This is a genomic window from Paenibacillus beijingensis, assembly GCF_000961095.1.
In the GTDB taxonomy this organism is placed as follows: Bacteria; Bacillota; Bacilli; order Paenibacillales; family Paenibacillaceae; genus Paenibacillus_O; species Paenibacillus_O beijingensis.
Genome location: NZ_CP011058.1, coordinates 2,393,431 through 2,412,331, shown reverse-complemented (window position 1 = coordinate 2,412,331; position 18,901 = coordinate 2,393,431). Strand labels below are relative to the sequence as shown.

The following is an 18,901-nucleotide window of genomic DNA, read 5'->3' as shown; positions in this document are numbered from 1 at the left end:
GAAAGGATTAGGATCGCTTACGCGAAGGGAGTCAAAAAGCAACATGAACAAGCCGACCGCCAAACCGCACAAGCCGGGCTCGAAAAACAAGAGGCGCCGCACGCGTTTCGCCTTGCTGCGGGAGCAGCTGCTGCCCCGAAGCCGGGCACTAACGCGCCTGGCGCGCAGACTCGGCATCGCAGCGGCGCTCATATTGGCGCTTACGGCCGGATTTCTGCTCTATCTGCGCATCCAGTCTCTGCCTGCATCTTCGATCAGCCAGACGTCACAAATATACGATCTGCACGGCAGCCTGATCGACACGTTCCATACCGGCCAGAACCGGAAGTCCGTCGCGCTCGCCGATATCTCCCCTCATCTGATCGAGGCGACGGTGGCGATCGAGGACCGGCGCTTCTATCAGCATTTGGGGTTCGACGTCAAAGGGATGACGCGCGCCGCGCTCGTCAATCTGGAGCATATGTCGACGAAGCAGGGCGCCAGTACGCTGACCCAGCAGCTCGCGCGCAATCTCTATTTGACCCATGAGCGGACGTGGCAGCGCAAGCTGAAGGAAGCGGTCTATACGATCCAGCTGGAAATGAACTATTCCAAGGACGAGATTCTGGGACTGTATCTGAACCAGATTTACTACGGGCACGGCGCCTACGGCATCGAAGCCGCTTCGCAAATGTATTTCGGCAAACACGCTTCCCGGCTGTCGCTGGCCGAAAGCGCGATGCTGGCCGGCATTCCGAAGGGACCGAAATATTACTCGCCTTATATGGATATGAAAAATGCGAAAGACCGCCAAAAAACGATTTTGCAGGCGATGGTTGAAGGCGGTCGTATTTCGCAAGCGGAAGCGGATGAAGCGTTCCGTGAGGTGCTTGCGTTCAAGCCGCTTGCGGCCGACGGCTCCGGCGGCTTCGCCCCTTACTTCCGCGATTACGTGCGCCAGATTGCAGTCGACGTGCTCGGCATCGACGAGGCTCGCTTAAGCGAAGGCGGCGTCCATATTTACACGACGCTCGATCCGGACGCCCAGAAGGCGGCGGAGCAAGCGGTGAAGGAGGGCATGCCGCCGGGCTCGGAGCAGCAGGCGGCGCTCGTCTCGATCGACCCCCGCACCGGATACGTCAAGGCGATGGTCGGAGGACGCAATTACAAGACGAACCAGTACAACCGCGCTCTCGCCGGCACACGCCAGCCCGGCTCGTCGTTCAAGCCGATCCTCTATTTGACCGCGCTGGAAAACGGGATGACTCCCGTCACGCCGTTCCGGAGCGCGCCGACCGTCTTTACGTACGACGGAGGACGCAAAACGTACCAGCCTCATAATTACAACAACAAATATACGGGCGGCTTTATTAATATGCGCGAAGCGATCGCCAGTTCGGACAACATTTACGCGGTAAACACGGTGATGAGCGTCGGCGCCGACAAGGTGATCGAGATGGCGCGCAAGCTCGGCATCGACAGTCCGATGCGGCCGGTGCCGTCGCTCGCGCTCGGCACGTTTCCCGTCAGCCCGCTGGAGATGGCGTCGGCGTTCGGCACGCTCGCCGCAGGCGGCGTGCATGTGAAACCGGTCGCGATATTGCGGATCGAGGACAGCAAAGGCGAGGTGCTGTATCAGGCGCAGCCTGAGGCGCAGCGGGTTGTCGACGCGGCGCATGCGTACGTGCTGACGAGCATGATGGAGAGCGTATTTGAAACGGGAGGCACGGGCAACCGGGTCGCGGCGATGATCAAGCGGCCGATCGCCGGCAAGACCGGCACAACGTCATCCGACGCCTGGCTCGTCGGCTATACGCCGGAGCTGGCAACGGCGGTCTGGGTCGGCTACGACAAAGGGCGCGCGCTGACGAAAGCCGAGGAACACCGCGCGGCCCCGATTTTCGCCCGTTATACGGAGCAAGCGCTGGCGGCGGTACCCCCGAAGATGTTCCCGATTCCCGAGGGCGTCGTCGGCGTCTACATCAACCCCGCTTCCGGCAAACTGGCCTCGCTCCGCTGTTCCGGCAGCCGGTTGGAGATGTTCGTGCGCGGAACGGAGCCGACCGAAATATGCGGAGCGGCGGAAACGGATGTCAGCCCCGGCACTTCGGACGGCGGAAGCAGCGCGGACGAGGCCGCGAAGCGCTCGTGGCTGGACCACCTGAAGCGGTGGTGGAACCATTAGCCGGCCGCAGACTTTTTTCGCGCTTGTTGTCGAAGGAAGTCACATGATGCATGCGCACATTTCGACAGCCTCTCGACACTTTCTCGACAACTTTTAGAAATATTAACGTTGGACCCGGCAATATTCGACAGTCAAGAAAGCTTTCTTGGGGTATAAATAGAAGTAGAGAGGCCGCAGCGGGCGGCCCCTATGGATGCTAAACTGGAAAGGCAGGGATCTCCGTCATGAAAGATTTGTTGAACAAAGCGTTCTCGCTCGGGCTCGGGTTGGCAGCTTCGACCAAGGATCAAGCGGAGAAGCTGGCGCAGGAATTGTCCACACGGGGAGAGATGAGCAAGTCCGATTCGCAGGCCTTTGTTAAAGGAATGATCGAGCGCGGACAGGAGGCACGGCTTGGAATTGAGAACTCCGTCAAGGAGAGGATGAGACAGACGGCCGAGGATTTGAATTTGGCTACCCGGGATGAAATTCGCCGGCTGGAGGAGCGGATTGCGCGGCTGGAGGAAAAGCTCGGCATCACCGTCTCCGGTACGGATGAGGACGGGAGTGTACAGGACGAATCGGCCGCTTTGACGAAATCGTCCGCGCTGACGGAAGCGCCCGGCTTGTCCACAGTGGCCGCAGCGTCTGGGCATCCCGCAACCGTGAAAGCAGGGACGAGTGCGGAAATAACAGAAGGAGACGGTGCGGACGGCGGAGGGGATGGACGCGCTGACGAAAGCCGATGAAAGCGGGACGCAAATTCCGCCATCTGCACCGTTACCGTGACATCGCCGCAGCGTTCGCGCGCAACGGATTCGGCGTCATCGTCAAAGAGCTCGGCCTGCTGCGGCACATTCCTTTCCCGCGGATACCGGCAGAGGAAAGCAATAGCCATACCCGAACAACCGGAGAACGCATCCGGTTGTTTTTGCAGGAGCTGGGGCCAACCTTCGTGAAGCTCGGTCAAATTGCGAGCACCCGGCCCGATTTGATTCCCGCAGAAATATTGGCGGAACTGGCGAAGCTGCAGGACAAGGTGCCCCCGTTCCCGTTTGCGGACGTGAAGAAACTGCTCGAAGCGGAGCTCGGAGCTCCGCTTTCGTCACTGTTCGACCGCTTCGACGAAACGCCGATCGCGGCAGCCTCGATCGGTCAAGTTCACACCGCGAGGCTGCACTCCGGCGAGCAAATAGCCGTTAAGGTGCAGCGTCCGGGCATCCGCGCGGTCGTAGAGACCGATCTGGAGATTTTGCAGGATCTTGCCCGTGCGGCCGAACACCGTCTGGAGTGGGCTTCCCGCTTCGGAATTCGCGATCTGGTGGACGAGCTGTCGGTTTCGCTGCTTGCCGAGCTCGATTATACGCTGGAGGGCCGCAATGCCGAGCGGATCGCCGCACAGTTCCACGATAATTCCCACGTCATTATTCCTGCGATTTATTGGGATCTTACAACCCGCAAAGTACTTGCGATGGATTATTTGAACGGTATCAGCATCGGAGAGCGCGAGCTTCTCGCCGCAAGCGGCTACGAGCTGCGCAGCATCGCCGAAAGCGTCGCGGGCGCGGTGTTCGAGCAGCTGTTTATCGGCGGTTTTTTCCACGCGGACCCTCATCCCGGCAATGTCATCGTAATGCCCCCGCGCCCGGAAAAGCCGGGAAGCGGCAAGACGAGGGAAAACCGCGGCAGGAGCCCGGATGTTAGACCGGTCATCGGCCTGCTCGATTTCGGCTTGGTCGGCCGATTAACCCCGGGCATGAAAGGGCATTTCGCTTCACTTGTGATCGCCATGCGGCGGCAGAGCACCGACGGTGTGATCAAAGCGATTGAAGAGATGGGGCTCATCTCCGAAATGGCCGACCGGTTCAAGCTGCGGCGCGAGGTCGACCTGCTGAGGGAGAAATATTACCAGGTACCTTTCAGCGAAATCAGTTTGAGCGAAGCGGTCAACGACCTGTTCAGCGTCGCTTACCGTCACCGGGTGAAGATGCCCAAAGACTTTATGCTTCTCGGCAAAACGCTGCTGACGCTCGAAGGCGTCCTCACATCGCTCGATCCGGAATTTACCGTCGTCAGCGTGGCGGAGCCATTCGGCAAACGCCTGCTGCTCGAACGGATGCAGCCGCGGCGCCTTGCCGAAACGGCGGCAGGCTATGCGCTCGAATATGCAGCGCTGCTCGGTGAGCTGCCCTCCCGGCTGCGCGGCATATTCGCGCTGATGCAGCGCGGCAAGCTGCCGCTGGAGCTGACCGTGCCCGATGTGGACCGCATCATGAAACGGCTTGACCGGATCAGCGGCCGGCTCTCCTTCAGCATCGTGCTGCTTTCCTTCAGCATCCTGATGGCCGGGCTTATCATCGGCTCGTCTCTTGGGCGGCAGCCCGATCTGCTGACGCGCTTTCCCGCTTTGGAAATCGGCTTCAGCATTGCCGGCCTGATGTTTTTGTATATGATCATCTCCATTTTTCGGTCGGGACGAAAATAAGAGCCGGCAGGCAATGCGGAAGAAAGACAAGCTGGCAGGCGGAGGCGTCTGCCGGCTTGTCCGCATTTTTTGCGCTCGGTTGCGAATACACAAGAAATTTACCCAAAATTTACGAATGAAAGCGGATAAACGAGGTTTTCCAACTTTTTTAGCAGTTTTCCGTATTATTTAGAATTATCTGAATATTTAAAATTTAATGGGCTTGTGCTATACTGAAGTCACTCCAAAAGGAAAGGGGATAGTCCATTGGAGACGGTAAGCGAAGCATGTCTTGCCCAAACTGGTGAGGAGAGGAGTCCGGAAACGAATGAGGCCTTTCCCAGGGGACATGCCGGAACTCGTGTCTGTGGTGACGTATCGGTTCTAAACGTTTGGAGCAAGAGGAAATATCGGAAAAAGCGAGCGTTAGGTTACGCAGGCTGCTTTGAATGGAGTGTGTCGATTAACAATTGAATAAGCAAAACCGTCCAATATAGGGGTTCTGGTTATCAGCGGATAAGCAGAACCCCTATTTATGTTTGTGGTGAGAGTGAAAAAGGAGCGCTGCGCGGGTGCATTTGATCTTACGATCGCAACCGTCCCCGGATATGCGTTAAAAGTGTGGTGAAACTGCGCGGCTGACTTGTGCTTCCGATCGCTGTTGTCCTTTGAATTTCTTGATCCTATAAACCATTTAGAGGAAGAAATTCAAGGACAAAGGCGAACGCTGGCGCTTCTCCAGTCCCAAGTCAGCCTCTCCGCTCGACTTTCACCGCTTGTTTCAAGCACCGGGGTCAATCGCGAACGCTAACGCTTCTCCAGCTTCAAATGACCCGCTCCGCTTTCCTTTTTCACGGAGGAAGGGCAGATGCGGCGGCTGCGCGGGAGGCACGCTTGCCGCCCGCCGGGCCGGTGAAACCGGGACTCTTCGTTTTGCTTCCAAATATGTTACGATACAAGCAATACCCTCTCTATACGAAGGAGACCGCGATGGAATTCATCACGCTCGATCAGCTCGATGACCGCCTTTGGCCGGAGGCGCGAAGCATTTACCGGCAAGCTTTTCCCGAACACGGACGAAAGAGCGACGCCATTATCGGCGGCATGTTCGCCCGCCGCATGAGCTTCCTGCATGTGCTGACAATCGGCTCGCAAGCGGCAGCCATGGCGATTACCGGCCGCACCCGGGACGACAAGGCGCTGCTGATCGATTACTTGGCGGTGCGCGAAGATCTTCGCGGCAATGGACTCGGAGGAAAGCTGCTCGGCGCGATTCGGAATTGGGCGGCTGAGCAGCTGAAAGCGAAGGCGATCATCGTCGAAGTCGAAGCCGACCGGACGGTTCCCAATTTGCGCCGCATCCGGTTTTGGGAACAAAACGGCTTCATCCTTACCGACTACGTGCATCATTATATATGGGTTCCGGAGCCGTACCACGCGATGGTGCTGCCCCTTGCCGGTCATGACGATTTTCCTGGGGACGGCCAAGAGCTTTTCCGTCTGATTACGTCCTTCCACCGCCGCGCCTACAGCAAAAAATGAACCCCGCACACGCATCCGCATCCGCGAGCTGAAAAGGCTCTCGCCGTTCCATCTGTGAAAGAGATTCGTTCCGCCAAATAAGATCAGATAAAGCAAAATGAATCCTTTCCCTACATTAAAAAAAGCAGCCCCGCCTTCTTATCATCGAAGACAGAACTGCCGGTCCGGCTCTTATTAGGCGTCCAGCGCCGTTTTCAGCGCGTCAGGCGAGTGATCCCACCATTCCGCATTGTGTTCCACAAGCAGCTTGCGCAGCGCGGCCTTCTCGGACGGCCCCAGCTCGCCCAGCATGTAGCGCCGCTTGATGGAGTAGTCGAGCTTGTTCACGTGGTCGGCGAGAATTTTCCATCCCCGCTTCGCTTCCGTGTCGATCAGCATGGCGCATGCGGTAGCGCCCGCATAATACGAGCCTTCCTCATTGCGGTCCACGGCGACCCATACGATCCAGCAAGGACGACCGTTTGGAACGTCTTCCTTGTTCGGGCTGAACTTGATCCCCCGCTCCACCTTGCTCTTCGCATGCATGGCGCCGACATCGATATAGGCGCTGTCCCCGTCGATGATGACCGACGACACTTGGCTTAAGTCGATCGTGCCCGCTCCGAACCCTTTATGCTCCTTGCTGCTCACCACGTTCAGCGACAGCGAACGCTTGCCTTTCTTTTCCGGTTCCTTGCCTGTTCCCTGCTCTTCCATACCTCGATGCACACCTTCCCGAATTCATCTTCGTTCTATTCGATTGCCTCCCGCAATAAGGAGCGCACTCATTCGCACACTGGCCCGTTACAGGTCCGTTATGGTCCGTAACGGCCGAAATCCGCGCCGCGTCCGGGATTGTCCCCGCTGCCGCACATTAATTCCATTTTAGCTAATAATCTTGAAAAAGCCAACATATACATGCTGTAGATGCTTGTCAACGGGAGGGAAACATTCAATGACTCCACGCCGCGCCGCTTCATTATTGCTGGCTCTATTCGTCGCTATCCTGATCGGCCTGTCGGTTCGGCAGGGCTACGGGGATGCCTGGTTATCGCAGTATACCTATGCGGCCGCCAGCAGTCGCAGCGATATCGCGCCCAATACCACATCGATGACCGTGCCTTCACCGGACGCTGCCGCAGCCGGTTCCGCTCCCGCAATCTCCGGGCCGGCGGCGGTCGTGGAAACCGTCCGCCCGGATGCGGCGGAAACCGCTCTGTCGCTACGCCCAGCCATTGCCGGCAAAGCGTCCGGGCCCGCCGGCGATGCCGGGCGTTCCGCCTCCGGCCCCGAGGGGCAGGTCCGCTCCGCCGACTCAGGCCGCACGACCGAGCCCGCGGCCGACGACGCGCCCAAAGCGGTCGCGCTCAGCAAACGCGTAACGGACTACCAGATTGACGTCAAGCTGGACGCTTCCGGCAAAATATTGACCGGTACCGAAACGGTCACCTGGAAGAACCCGGGCAAAAAGCCGGTGTCCGAGCTCTATTTTCACCTTTACCCGAACGCATTTCTGTCTGAGAATACGACGTTTATGAAAGAATCGGGCGGGAAGCTGCGGAAAGATAAGGCAACCGAGAACAGCCGCGGCTATATGAAGCTGGAGTCGTTCAAAACGATGGACGGCGACAGCCTGCTGCCGCGCCTCCATTATGTGCAGCCTGACGACGGCAACAAGGACGATTTTACGCTGGCCAAGCTGCGCCTGCCGGAGCCGGTCTACCCGGGAGCCGAAGTGGCGCTGAAGATCGGCTTTAAGGTGAAGCTTCCGGAAGTGTTCGCCCGGATGGGCTACGCCGGCAATTTCGTGATGGCCGGTCAATGGTTCCCGAAGCTGGCCGCTTATGAGACGGCGGACAGCGGCGGCCATAAGGAAGGCTGGAACGCGCATCAGTATCACGGAAACTCGGAATTTTACAGCGATTTCGGACTGTATACGGTCAACATTCAAGTGCCGGCCTCCTATAAGGTGGCGGCGACCGGCATTCAGACGAAGGTTCCAAAAATGGCCGGTGAAAACAAGATTTACCAGTTTTACGCCGAGGATGTGCACGATTTCGGCTGGGCCGCCTCGCCCGATTTCGTCTACGAAGAGGAAGCCTACTCCACAAGCGGCGTTCCCGGCGTCCGCATCAAGCTCTATCTCGACCCGCTGCATGCCGATCTGAAGGACCGGTATATGCATGCGGCCAAGTCGGCCCTCGCCAAATACGCGAAATGGTATGGCGAATATCCGTACTCCACGCTGTCCATCGTCGTCCCACCGGCAGGCGGCAACGGCGCCGGCGGCATGGAATATCCGACGCTCATTACCGCATTTGCGGCGGAATCGAAGACGCCCGGGTACGGGCTGGAGCGGACGGTCGTGCATGAGATCGGCCACCAATACTGGTACGGCATGGTGGCGACCAACGAGTTCGAGGAAGCATGGCTCGACGAAGGCTTTACCTCTTATTCGGAAGATAAAGTGATGCAGAGCGAGTACGGCATCGAACCGAATTCGCCGCTGGAAGCGAGCTATATGACCGATCCGGCCCCGTTGAAGCTGCTTTCCTGGTCGTACGGCAGCAATGACCGCTACGCCGACAACGTGTATACGCGCGCCAAGCTGGTGCTGGAAGGAATCGAGAACCGAGTCGGAGCCAATACGATGCGCGCCATTTTGCGCACTTATTTTCAAACCTACAAATTCAAGCACCCGACGACGGCCGATTTCCAGAACGTGGTGGAGAGGGTGACAAAGCAGAATTGGACCGACTACTTCAGTCAATTCGTGTACGGCAGCGCTATGGCCGATTATTCCGTAGCTTCCGTGCGCGTCCTGCCTCCGGGTCCTGGCGACAGCGGGAAGTATGGAGCGGAGGTGCTGATCCGTCGCAGCGGCGGCGCGAACGGGCCGGTGACGGTCGAATTCCGGTTCGCGGACGGTTCCTCCGCGGAGAAGGAATGGGACGGCGCGGCGTCCGAGATGCAGTATAAGCTCTCCTCCTCCTCCCCGCTCGTATGGGCCGCGGTCGACCCGGTAAACCGCAATGTGCTGGACAACAAGCATATCAACAATTTTATGCGGTCCGAAGCCGACGGCAAAACGCGCACCCGCTTCAATCTCGGCATCGTTAAACTGCTCGAGAGCATCATGGGAGCATTCGCCTGGTAGAGGGCCCGGGCATTACTGTTAACAGGGAGTGAACACGATGAAGCACCACATGAAGCAAGGCTGGCGGCTGACCGTTAAACATATGCACATTCTCATTGTGCTGTTTCTTTATCAGCTGCTGTGGGGATTCTTTCTGTACCGCTATGTCGATTCGGTCGTGACGCCGCTGCTTGAGCGTTATCCCGGCACCCTGCCCTCGGAGTCGGCCTCGGGACTGTTCTGGGCGGAAGCCCAGTTCCGGCTGCTCAAAACGTCCCTCGTCCAGCCCTACGCCTGGACGCTGCTAGGAATGCTGGCGCTGCGCATGATCGTGACGCCGCTGCTCAATGCGGGACTGTTCTACTCGCTCCATCACGTCTCTGCCGGCGGCGACGGAGGCAGCCGGTTCATGCAAGGCATCCGCCGCTGCTGGAAACGGGTGCTGCCGCTCTACTGGTGCGAGACGCTGCTGACGCTTGCCCCGGCATGGTGGCTGCTGCCGCGCGGCTTGGACGCCCTCCTCTCGAGCCCCTCCATGCTGGAACTGGCGCAAACGGCGCTCCCTTGGGGCGCAGGCTGGCTGCTATGGGGCGTCCTGCTGCATCTGCTGTTTCTCGCTCTGCAGTTCGGGGCCGCTTCCGGCCAGAGCCTCACGGACTCGCTGCTGCGCGCGCCTCGCCTCCTCCTCCCTCTTGCCGCGCTGTCGCTTGTGCTTTGGCTGATCGCGGCGGCGTCCGGACTGGCCGTCAGCGGCGCCTCGCTGCTATGGGCGGGCCTGCTGGCCATCATGATCCAGCAATTGTATCATTTTGGCCGCACATTGCTTGGCATATGGAGCGTCGCTTCGCAATTTGACTGCTGGCAGTCGAACCAGCCCGGTTCCCGCTGACATGTAAAATCTAATTTTGGTAAATTTACAAATTTTCTGACATTTCAAACGTTTTTCGTGTATAATAGAGTAACCTCATTCGTCAAACGTTGCCCGGACCGCTATCCCTATAGAAAAGAAATATTCACTAGGAGTGGATAACCATGTTGAAGAAAACCCAACTGTACTGTGAAGAATTGTACAAGGCAACAGGAGACATGCTGTTCCGGATGAAGAACTACAAGCCTAACGCCAAAACGGAAGAAGAGCTTGCCGCCCTCAACCGCGAACATGCGGAGCTGCGCATCGGATCCGCCGCAGGTCAGGCATCGCTCGCTTGCCTGGACGAAACGATGCGCGTTCTGGAACGGATGCGCACACGGCTGCTCACCATGATGGAAAATATGCTGTTTACCGCCTGAGAAAGAGGCGGACGTTAAATAAAGCGCCCCAAGCGGGCGCTTTATTTTGTTTATCCGGCCCGCCCGCCCGCAGTCCCGCTCGCCCCGCATTATACAGAGCTGGGCGCCGGACAGCGCCCGCGCGAGCTCCCATCGCGCGGTGTGGCGTCGCATGACGTCGCCTTGCAAAGCATCGTACCAAACGCAGCCTCGCGGGAGCCGTCCTTTTCGCCTGAATATCGCTAGCGTGTCCAGTTCGATCTGTTTACGACGGGACGTTTCGGGTTAAATGCGGCAAAGGCGCAGGCCCAGCCGGGCCGCTGCGAGGAACGCTCCGGATGCTGGAGAGAATGCGCGTAAGACTGCTGACCATGATGGAAAATGTCCTCTATACCGTCTGATGGAAGCGCCGCTGGTGGCGCTTTTTTTCGTGAGCAAAGACCTACAAGTATTCAGCGTTGCAGCGTCCGTAATCTGACAATCTTCAACATCTTTAACGATGCTCAAAAACCGGTAAAAACGGCTGGAAGTGAGTATTCATCATGCTGATAGCGCTTACCTCACCCATGCGAATCATTAGAATTATTAGAATTTAACGTCGAAGGAAGGAGATTATTGAAAAAAAAAGAATAGGTAGCGAGTACATAAAACAAACTGCCGAATTCCCGTGTACATGGAAACGGGGGAACCACTTTGGGTGAATTGATTTCGACGTCCCGCCAAGCAAGAAGTAATCGTCCTCGCACCGCTTGCCAGCCATCTCTGGTACCGCGGCCCGGGTCCTTACAACCACAAGGACGACCACGCCAGCTGCAGCATGACGCCTGAGAAGTCATAGGGTGCCTTCAACCGAACCCCACAGCTAACCTCGTAGGCTTTTGGAAGGAGCTTTACGCTTTGAAGAAAGTATCAGCGCTATTGATCGGATTTGCCCTTCTGCTCACCTTCCAGGTCGGCAGCGTGTTTGCAGACTCCAAGATGGACGGCGTCATCAGCGATGTAATCGGCACACCCTACAAAATGGCTGGTACCAGCACTAGAGGATTTGACTGCTCGGGCTTCACATCTTACGTATTTAATCAATTCAAAGTTTCCCTTCCGCACTCCTCGATCGCGCAAGCCCGGATGGGGAAGAAAGTCGCGAAGGACGATCTGATTGCAGGCGATCTCGTATTTTTTAATACGAGCGGCAGGGGCATTTCCCATGTCGGCATCTATGTCGGCGACGGCAAAATGGCCCATGCTTCCTCCAGCAAAGGCGTTACGATCAGCTCGATCAGCGATTCGTATTACACGAAACGTTATGTAACGGCGCGCCGCATTATGAGTACGGATACGTACGAAAAATATGCGGACGATCCTTCCGACGAAGTGGACGGAGGACCGGACGTCGATTAACTTACCGCTAGCTGCAACGGTTCGTGAGCATTCAAGCCGCATGAGTTTGTCCTTTGGGACAAGCGCTTGCGGCTTGAATGCTTTTTTGGCCGGCCTTTTTCGCCACAACTTCGTGAACCCTTTCTTTGCGCGTCATGAACGCTTGAGCGTGTTCATCGGTCTCTCTGTACAAAAGTATAAACTACTTTCCAGAATAAGATGACCATCCGGAGGAGGAAAACGAACTGGACTTTAGTCGGGCAAACGCGGATTCCATCAACTAAATACGAATTGCAAGGAGACAGACGAGGATGAAATTGGTGTCGTGGAACGTCAATGGTTTAAGGGCATGCGTCAAAAAAGGCTTTTACGATTACTTTAACGAAACGGATGCGGACATTTTTTGCGTTCAGGAGATCAAGCTGCAGGAAGGGCAAATAGGTATGGAGCACGGGGAGGAATATGCCTCGTATTGGAATTACGCGCTGAAGAAGGGGTATTCGGGAACCGCCGTTTTTACGAAAATCAAACCGCTTTCGGTGCGTTACGGCATCGAAGAGGATCACGAACCGGAAGGGCGCATCATTACGATGGAATTCGATTCCTTTTATCTCGTGAACGTTTATACTCCGAACGCGAAACGCGATCTGTCCAGGCTTGCGTACAGACTCGAATGGGAAGAGCGTTTTCGCGCCTACGTCGGGCAATTGGACGCCGACAAGCCGGTTATTATTTGCGGCGATTTGAATGTGGCCCATCAGGAGATTGATATCAAGAATGCGAAGTCCAATCACGGCAACTCCGGATTCACGCCCGAAGAGCGGGACAAAATGACGCGGCTGCTGGATGCCGGATTTATCGATACGTTCCGCTATTTTTACCCGGACCGGACCGACGCCTACAGCTGGTGGTCGAATATGCCGAAAGTGAGAGAACGCAACGTAGGCTGGCGAATCGATTATTTTCTCGCATCCTCGAGACTTGCGCCTTTCCTGGTCGATGCAAAAATCGACTCCCATATATTCGGCAGCGACCACTGCCCGGTCATTCTGGAAATGGCGGATATGAACGGCTCGGGGCGGAGCGAGGCGTAAACACAAAGAAATGCAGTTTTTCATTGCCATGATGTTCGCAAAGGATGTCACATCAAACATTTCATGATCGGAACCCGGTTTGTTAATCACCAAAATTGCTGTCCGATTTTTGTCTGAGCTCAAGGAGCGACCACAATTTTTGGAAAAATGGGCTGATCTGTGTTAAATCGGCGATAAACCGGGGAAAACAAGGATCACCGGCACATCGGTCGCTAAAACTTCGGAATAAGGAAACTGCATACCCCGATTTCTCTTCCCAGTTGGCGATTCGGGACATAAGCGATTTGTCCGTAGACCACAGCCAGATCAGGTTCCGATCTCTCGCAGCCGCTTTGGAAAAATCGAAAAAATAGCGGCACGACGCATCGTTCCACGCAAGCACATCCGCATGATGGCTTTCTGCCATTGCCGGGTAAGGGAGATCGCCTATCATTTTTTTCAGCGCCGGCGTAATGACCTTTTCTTGCTCTAACGGTCGGAGCTTACCGGAAACTGAGCCAGATTCATGACCTGACGATATTTGCCTCCATTCAACTTCAACGCCCGGCCGACGCTGGCAAGTACCTCTTTGGACACGTGAATGTCGCATCCTTGCTCAAGCCACGTGTACCATGACAAGCTCACTCCCGCCATATCGGCCAATTCCTCGCGCCTAAGCCCCGGTGTTCGCCGCCGAGTGTGGCCTGATGGCAGTCCGACTTTTCCAGGGGCAAGCTTGGTACGGCGTGATTTTAAATAATTGCCCAGCGCTTTTCGTCGATGCGAGTTCGCATTCACGGCCTGCTCATCCCCGTTCCCATCCCATTTGGGCCTTCACCGGTCGTCAATTTCATTGCGGGATGGGGCATGCTTGTACTCGCGGCAATGCTAGGATACTGGGCCGAATGCAGACCGACATCCTCTGTGGGCTTTCATGTTCGGAGCCTTAGGAGTGCTGCTTATGGGCCTGTTTGGGACATGCTTCAGAGTGGGTGGTACGTGTCCGGTTCTTCACTCAATTCTCGTACCATTAGTTTAGTTTTTTTCCTCATCCTTCGCAATCGAGTTGTCGGGGTAGGTAATCCATCGTTCCAGCTTCTTATCCCACACGGACTGCTATGTTAAGACTATTCCAATGCTAAAGGTAAGTTTCGAAGTGGCGTGGCGGGAATGACTCCCAGTATACTCCAGAGCTCTGTTTAAATGCCCTTCCTTGGCTACGTTTGGGAGGACTTAGGGAGCGCGAAATCCGTAAACGTGTGAGCCTAGCGTAACAGTGTATGCACTCCAACAAAAGGTAAGAAACGCAAAGCACGAAAAGGTGGACTGAGAGTTGTAGTGTGCAGCCTATTGGCGGTTGTTTGTAACTAAGGGTTGCTTCAACCAGTCAGGTGTAATATCGTTTATTTTTCAGCTCTATTTCGGGCATCGCTTAACATCTTCAAAAGTAGCTTGCAAATCAGAAAAATCAACTTATTAAAGCTAAGATTTCCTTGTTTATACTCTTCAATAGACTTATTTGAGTACTATAGCTGGAGACTTCTCTTTATAAGACGTGAGAATCTCCTTGGAAATCCGATAAACATAAAATAGGTACCGTAAAACAAAAAAGGACTGAAAAAGCCTATACACCAGCAACCCGAAACAAGCTCAAAACCCACGTCTGACGCGCCCTCGTGGCTACTTACTCGTCCCCTTTTGCTATTGGATTTTCAGGCCAGGAAATCCAATCGCTCCAGCTGTCGGATTCCCTGTGGAAATGCCTTCAAGAAGTACATCGAGACAATGGGAATGCCGATCGGTACGTTGGTCATCGTTGTTACGTCAGGTCCATTGTATCAACGCGGGATCAGTACCGACCGGCACTTTGTTCCGGGGGGAGTGAACAATCTGGCCCTGAAGCTTCAAGAAAGCATTGAGAAATTTTCAGTATAATATAAAGTCATAGCGATGCCAGGCCACTGAAAAAGTCCCTTTGATTTAGGAAAGGTACAGCTACTCAAGAATAATGAGTAGACTGCACCTTTCTTTTTGTGAGTGAAAATCAATGAACTCTTGAAACTGCTTCAAATACGCACGAAGCACATAAAAATACAGAGCAACGGCAGCCTTGATATGCTTATCTAACGGAAGCCGACTTGCCCGATTTGGCAGATACGGAAAAATAACTCATCTCAACGGGTGAGACGGGCTTTGATTTCGGTTCTCCCATTATTTTTTCTGAAACGCCGTCCTGGCTTTCATCTGAGCAGTCCCGGCGGTATCTCCCCTCCTCCAGCTTCATGTCGATAAAATCGACAACCTGTTGCAGCGAGGCGATTTGGCTGACGATATTTTCCCGGTGGCTCCTTAATTGCTCCACCAACTCGGGATATTCCGCGGGATCGGCGTCGGCGGAGACCGCCAAAAACGGCCGCATTTCCTCCAGCGGCATCCCCGTTTTTTTCAGGCATGATATCAGCCGGATCGTATTGATGTCCTCTTGACGGTAGACACGATGCCCGTTGTCCTTCCGGTCCGCTCGGGGAAGCAGCGCGATCTTTTCGTAATAACGGATCGTATCCTCGGAAATTCCGGTTTTATCGGCGGTTTGCTTTATCGTAAAAGTTTGCTCTGCCTTCATCCTGCTCCCTCCCAGAGATTGCTTTTTCGTGCATTATACATCTTGAAGTTGGCTCCAAGTCAAGTCTCTTATCCTTGGGACAAAAACTTTGATTTCGCTCCTTGACTTGGAGTCGACTCCAACTTATAGAATGTACGCTATCAAGGGAAAATATCCCGACATTAGGAGGAGACGTACAATGAATACGAACCAACGCGACAATATCGCACTGGTTACGGGCGCAAGCGCCGGGATTGGGTTGGAATTAACCCGGAAGTTGCTGTCGGAGGACTGGCAGGTGGTTGCATTGAACCGTTCCGATTTTCCGGCGGATGATATGAGAATCCAAAAAGCCGTCATGAACGGATGGCTTCGTATTTATAAAACAGCGGATCTCACCGATTATGCCAGCTTGAGAAGGACATTGGAAGAGATCAAAGACAAAGAGCAGCGGATCGATATTTTGTTCAACAACGCCGGTGGGTCTTTTTCAGAACTAAGCTATTCGAAACAAGGGCGCGAGAAGCATTATGAGCTATTGACGGTTGTTCCGTATATCATTCTGATGGAATTGAAGGAACTCTTAAAAAACGGCGGCTTAAAAACGGTAGTCAATACCTCATCTTCAGCACTAAACTATGTGAAAGAGTTTAATATCGAAATCCTGGAACGCCCCAAAACCTTCCGCAAACTGCTTGGTCCGTATGCCACTTCAAAGCTGGCGCTTTCGCTGTGGACTCAGGCTATCGCACCGCAGCTTGCCAAGGAAGGCATTAAGATCCGCAGCGTTGACCCGGGTGGCAATAATACGCTAAGAAAAGGAAAAAAATCCGGACTACCCATAGTGGTTACATTGCTTATGAAGCTGTTTTTCTCTCCACCTACCCATGGAGCCAGCCAGCTGTATGAAGGTGCTCTCGGGGAACACCGTAATGAGACCGGCGTGTTTTTGCTAAAAGGTCAGACTGCGGAATTAAAATTTAATGATCAATCCCGGGACGTTTTGGAAAGGATTAATGCGATTTACGAACACGAATTTCTTGGCGCTGCTAAGGTCTGACGATACGCTGCACGGCTAGAAGAATTCACCGCCGACAGGAACAACACGCTCGTTGATTCTGCATTGAATAACGTTCTTGTTACGTAAAGTTGTTGACTTGTTTATCGGGGTCGGGGTTTGTTTCACCGCTATGGTGGAGCGTTTCGGGCCTTTATTGTCTGTATAGGGCATAACGAGCGATACGAGTGAGCATTCGGTTTGACCCGTTCTGTAAGTATTTTCAGTAACCGTGCGTTGACTCCGTGTTGACTTCGGGGCATAAAAAATACATCGCCGGAGCCATTGGGCTACACGGCGATGTATTCATTTCGAAAGTACTGCTATCCATCTTCCCGTCCTTACTCGTCACCAGTGGCAATTGGTTTGTCCCCATAACTAATCCAATCGCTCCAGCTTCCGGCATACAGCTTCACATTCCCGTACCCTGCTGCGCGCAGCGCGAGCACATTCGGGCAGGCGCTGACGCCGGAGCCGCAATACACGATAATTTCCTTATCGGCGGGAATATCTTGAAACAACTCCCGCGCTTCTTCGCCGCTGCGCCAGCGGCCGTTCTCGTCCAGTACATGCTTCCAGAACTTGTTGACCGCTCCCGGAATATGACCCGCCTTGGCGTCGATCGGCTCCTCTTCACCGAGGTAGCGCCGCGGCTCCCGCGAATCGATCAGCACGATGTCACCACTTTCGCTCGCCTGACGCACATCTTCCACGCTTGCCAGCATTTCCGGCTTGAGCGCAGGGATATACCGCGCCGGAATGCGCACCGGCTCGTCCTTCGTCACCGGATACCCGGCTTCGCGCCAAGCGGTGAAGCCTTGATCCGTCACATAGACGGCCTCATGCCCCGTATAGCGGAGCAGCCACCACAGACGCGCGGCCATCATGCCGCCCTGATCGTCATAAGCGACGACGCGCTTGTCCGCGCTGATGCCGGCCTTGCCGAACACCTCCGCAAGACGCGCGGGCTCGGGAAGCGGATGGCGCCCTCCATGCTCCGCAAGCGGCCCCGACAAGTCCTGCTCCAGGTCCAGATGGACGGCGCCGGGAATGTGCGCTTCCTCGAACGCCTCCCGTCCCGCACCGGGCTTGCCGAGCGCGGACCTGCAGTCTACAATAACGAGGTCCGGTTCATATAACCGGGCCAGAAGCCATTTTAGCGATACCGTTTCATTCATGCGGTCCACCATCCTTTTATCGAGATTACAGCCGTTCACCGCCAGGCAGTTCAGCCCCCGCCATTACGCGTGTAGTTTGCATGTTGACCTGCTTGATGACCTGCTTGGTGAGGAGCTCGACTACGGCTTTTCCACCAATCGGGCACGGATGCCCGTATCGGTTACGCATGTCCGTTTCGTCGTCAGCCGCCGCTCCAAACGCCGCAAAACGGAAAGTATCCGTGCAGTTGAGCCCTGCGTGTGTGTTCAGCCCTTTTTGTCCGCAGCGGCCAGCGGAATGCGCGGCGGCTCTTTGCCGAACCGGATAAACAGCCAGACGCCAAGCAATATGAGCAGGCCCGCGTACAGCTGGATCGCCGAAAGCCGCTCCCCGAGCGGTATCCCCTCAGCAACATTATAAATGCCGAGCGTCGTTGCCGCCATGCCAAACACCCAGAAATTGTAGACAAACGCCTCCAGCCGCTCCCGCAATTGTTTGCCGATCAGCATATGAACAGCCACTGCCACCGTCCCCAGCAGGGACAACGCATCGCCGAGCAGCGCCGCATCCGACATGCCGAAATCTCCCGCGCCGATCGCGGCCGAGCCGATGGCCGCCAGCATCATACCGGCGATCATAACCCGGTTCGTACGGGTGCGGTACAGCATATATGAACCAATCATGACGAGAATCGGCTCCAGCGTCAAAATAACCGTCGAGCTGGCGACCGTCGTCAGCCGGAGCGACCCCATCCAGAACAAAAAATGAAAGCCGAGCGCCACGCCGGACAGAGCGAGCCACATCCAATCCCTGCCCTTGAGGCGGAACAGCTCCTTGCGGTACTTCCATGCGAGCGGAAGCAAAATCAAATTCGTCAAATAAAGACGGTACATGGCAATAACGGATACTTCCGCATCCGACCAGCGCACAAAAATCGACGAAAAAGAAATGGCGATGATGCCGACGATATAAAGGAACTCGATCGATCCCGAAAGCTTTCCAGCACGTTTCATCATACGAACAGTTCTCCGAAATTTTGTTTTCAATTTTGATCGAAAAGCTTGTCTCTTCCGCTCATTTCAGCTGCATGAAGGTGAGCTC

At 55.2% G+C, this 18,901-nt stretch carries 16 protein-coding genes and 1 riboswitch; of the genes, 10 read left to right on the top strand and 6 right to left on the bottom strand.

Going from position 1 to position 18,901, the window contains the following annotated elements; genetic code table 11:
- Nucleotides 1–43 precede the first annotated feature (43 nt).
- The 4 genes from VN24_RS10860 (at nucleotide 44) to VN24_RS10845 (ending at nucleotide 6,149) form a co-directional block, all read left to right on the top strand.
- Nucleotides 44–2,164 (top strand): transglycosylase domain-containing protein, encoded by a 2,121-nt coding sequence (locus VN24_RS10860; protein ID WP_045670424.1) that lies wholly within the window; start codon nucleotides 44–46, stop codon nucleotides 2,162–2,164.
- A gap of 224 nt (nucleotides 2,165–2,388) precedes the next feature.
- The gene (locus VN24_RS26280) at nucleotides 2,389–2,892 is read left to right on the top strand and encodes a phasin family protein (RefSeq protein WP_052702894.1); all 504 of its coding nucleotides are present in this window, start codon (nucleotides 2,389–2,391) and stop codon (nucleotides 2,890–2,892) included.
- Nucleotides 2,889–4,628, top strand: coding sequence for an ABC1 kinase family protein (locus VN24_RS10850; protein WP_045670423.1), 1,740 nt, complete (start codon nucleotides 2,889–2,891; stop codon nucleotides 4,626–4,628). Before VN24_RS26280 ends, VN24_RS10850 begins: the two co-directional genes overlap by 4 nt.
- A gap of 969 nt (nucleotides 4,629–5,597) precedes the next feature.
- Complete coding sequence (locus tag VN24_RS10845; protein WP_045673187.1) at nucleotides 5,598–6,149, top strand: GNAT family N-acetyltransferase; 552 nt, start codon at nucleotides 5,598–5,600, stop codon at nucleotides 6,147–6,149.
- A 174-nt stretch (nucleotides 6,150–6,323) separates the two neighbouring features.
- Here VN24_RS10845 and VN24_RS10840 read toward each other — a convergent pair whose 3' ends face one another.
- On the bottom strand, nucleotides 6,324–6,845 hold the full coding sequence (locus VN24_RS10840) for a YwhD family protein (protein WP_045670422.1): 522 nt from the start codon (nucleotides 6,843–6,845) through the stop codon (nucleotides 6,324–6,326).
- Between the two features lie 238 nt (nucleotides 6,846–7,083).
- On the opposite strand from VN24_RS10840, the gene VN24_RS10835 reads away from it, so the two are divergent.
- From VN24_RS10835 to VN24_RS10815, 5 genes are all read left to right on the top strand, one after another.
- On the top strand, nucleotides 7,084–9,285 hold the full coding sequence (locus VN24_RS10835; RefSeq protein WP_045670421.1) for a M1 family metallopeptidase: 2,202 nt from the start codon (nucleotides 7,084–7,086) through the stop codon (nucleotides 9,283–9,285).
- A 37-nt stretch (nucleotides 9,286–9,322) separates the two neighbouring features.
- On the top strand, nucleotides 9,323–10,153 hold the full coding sequence (locus VN24_RS10830) for a hypothetical protein (protein ID WP_045670420.1): 831 nt from the start codon (nucleotides 9,323–9,325) through the stop codon (nucleotides 10,151–10,153).
- Between the two features lie 143 nt (nucleotides 10,154–10,296).
- Nucleotides 10,297–10,554, top strand: a complete 258-nt coding sequence (locus VN24_RS10825) for a hypothetical protein (protein ID WP_045670419.1) — start codon at nucleotides 10,297–10,299, stop codon at nucleotides 10,552–10,554.
- A 624-nt stretch (nucleotides 10,555–11,178) separates the two neighbouring features.
- Nucleotides 11,179–11,425, top strand: a riboswitch (cyclic di-AMP (ydaO/yuaA leader).
- Between the two features lie 5 nt (nucleotides 11,426–11,430).
- On the top strand, nucleotides 11,431–11,931 hold the full coding sequence (locus VN24_RS10820) for a C40 family peptidase (protein ID WP_045670418.1): 501 nt from the start codon (nucleotides 11,431–11,433) through the stop codon (nucleotides 11,929–11,931).
- Nucleotides 11,932–12,221: 290 nt separating this feature from the next.
- Nucleotides 12,222–13,004: an exodeoxyribonuclease III gene (locus VN24_RS10815; protein WP_045670417.1), complete on the top strand. Its 783-nt coding sequence runs from the start codon at nucleotides 12,222–12,224 to the stop codon at nucleotides 13,002–13,004.
- An 82-nt stretch (nucleotides 13,005–13,086) separates the two neighbouring features.
- Here VN24_RS10815 and VN24_RS28705 read toward each other — a convergent pair whose 3' ends face one another.
- The 3 genes from VN24_RS28705 to VN24_RS10805 all read right to left on the bottom strand — a co-directional run bounded on the left by VN24_RS28705 (nucleotide 13,087) and on the right by VN24_RS10805 (nucleotide 15,606).
- Entirely contained in the window at nucleotides 13,087–13,446 is a 360-nt protein-coding gene (locus VN24_RS28705) for an MmyB family transcriptional regulator (protein WP_420798629.1), read from the bottom strand.
- Between the two features lie 26 nt (nucleotides 13,447–13,472).
- Complete coding sequence (locus tag VN24_RS26880) at nucleotides 13,473–13,781, bottom strand: helix-turn-helix domain-containing protein (protein WP_082083715.1); 309 nt, start codon at nucleotides 13,779–13,781, stop codon at nucleotides 13,473–13,475.
- A 1,321-nt stretch (nucleotides 13,782–15,102) separates the two neighbouring features.
- Entirely contained in the window at nucleotides 15,103–15,606 is a 504-nt protein-coding gene (locus tag VN24_RS10805) for a MerR family transcriptional regulator (protein ID WP_045670416.1), read from the bottom strand.
- Nucleotides 15,607–15,784: 178 nt separating this feature from the next.
- Here VN24_RS10805 and VN24_RS10800 point away from each other — a divergent pair, with 178 nt between their 5' ends.
- The gene (locus VN24_RS10800) at nucleotides 15,785–16,645 is read left to right on the top strand and encodes an SDR family NAD(P)-dependent oxidoreductase (protein WP_045670415.1); all 861 of its coding nucleotides are present in this window, start codon (nucleotides 15,785–15,787) and stop codon (nucleotides 16,643–16,645) included.
- 338 nt (nucleotides 16,646–16,983) lie between these two features.
- Here VN24_RS10800 and VN24_RS10795 read toward each other — a convergent pair whose 3' ends face one another.
- Together VN24_RS10795 and VN24_RS10790 are read right to left on the bottom strand one after the other, a co-directional pair.
- Complete coding sequence (locus tag VN24_RS10795; RefSeq protein ID WP_045670414.1) at nucleotides 16,984–17,820, bottom strand: sulfurtransferase; 837 nt, start codon at nucleotides 17,818–17,820, stop codon at nucleotides 16,984–16,986.
- Nucleotides 17,821–18,066: 246 nt separating this feature from the next.
- Nucleotides 18,067–18,813: a DMT family transporter gene (locus tag VN24_RS10790; RefSeq protein WP_045673186.1), complete on the bottom strand. Its 747-nt coding sequence runs from the start codon at nucleotides 18,811–18,813 to the stop codon at nucleotides 18,067–18,069.
- Nucleotides 18,814–18,901 lie beyond the last annotated feature (88 nt).